The organism is Wolbachia endosymbiont of Tuta absoluta (assembly GCF_059414725.1).
The window spans coordinates 1-1,129 of sequence record NZ_JBNRJY010000559.1; the positions used below are offsets into that span (position 1 = coordinate 1).

The following is a 1,129-nucleotide window of genomic DNA, read 5'->3' on the forward strand; positions in this document are numbered from 1 at the left end:
CATGGTCTGCATGCACCCTATCAGTATTCGGAGGGCTGTCCCTTACACCCTGTATGTATGAACAATACGTGAACTGCAATTTTAAAAATTAAATTGGATGGTTGATACCCAAACTAGAAAAAAAGTAGGTAAGTATGGTAACGTGTTGTTTCCGCTCGATTACCATTTACCATGCAGCTACGAGTACAGCTGACAGATATCGTGTGATTACAGTAGCCTCGCCCGCCAGTCCGCCAGTCCGCCACTCAGCCACTCCGCCGTAATTCGGTCAAGCGCAAGGTGAAGGTCCACGTAATGGGCAATGAGTGACGTCACCAATCGTGTGACTGAAACAGTTATCTAATGTCTCAACTACTTAGAAAACTATTATCTTTTACATAGTTTCTGATCTCCTCGATCGCACCGTACCGAGGCCAGATATGTTAGCAGCTTTGCGCCGCTGAATCACTACACTTACTTGTTTTAGATATTTTTTATTATCTTTCTAAATAATAAGATTTTCTCTTTCTATGATCGATCGTGTGCTGTGCGTATCACCGGTTGTAGATGTTGTCGATGAGCGTGTAGACCTGGTGGAAGTGCGGGCGCTTGTCCGGCTCGTACTCCCAGCAGCGCAGCATCAGCGCGTACACCTCCTCCGCGCACCCCTCCGGCGCCGGCATGCGGTACCCTAAACACAAAATTACTATTACATATCTGATTTCAAACATAAACCCAACAATTACGGATATTAGATTGGACAATACCTACTCTTGAATCTAGTCTAGATTCTGGCAGTGCATTTCCTTCGCTAATTAGATACCTAACATTAGAAAAAACATCAGTAAAAAAAGTTTTCATTGTTAGCAAAATGGAAAGTGGGCACACAGCAAAATCATGCAAAGAAGTGCAACTTGTGTCTTAATACTGTGGTAAACTAGACACACTTACAAAATAAATTACTAAGTCCACAAATAAACATACCTGCGTCGATCGATCGCCGCTTTACTTGAGCGTGAAATTGGAGCGATGTTGCGTTATATTTGTCAGACCATAATAATGCCCAATTATTGACCGTACCAGTTGCAAAGCAGACGCCTCCAATAAAGCAATGGTTTGAAACCAAACGACAGCTGACTCGCGAAAATAT

Annotated in this window: 1 protein-coding gene; it reads right to left on the reverse strand. The window is 43.0% G+C overall.

Annotated elements, in window-relative coordinates:
- Nucleotides 1–533: 533 nt before the first annotated feature.
- The gene (locus ACJ5GX_RS06305; protein ID WP_495292818.1) at nt 534–710 is read right to left on the reverse strand and encodes a protein kinase; all 177 of its coding nucleotides are present in this window, start codon (nt 708–710) and stop codon (nt 534–536) included.
- Between the last annotated feature and the right edge of the window lie 419 nt (nt 711–1,129).

Excerpts from the sequence above, each read along its gene's own strand:
- ACJ5GX_RS06305 (WP_495292818.1), bottom strand. The coding sequence starts at position 710 with ATGTTTGAAATCAGATATGTAATAGTAATTTTGTGTTTAGGGTACCGC.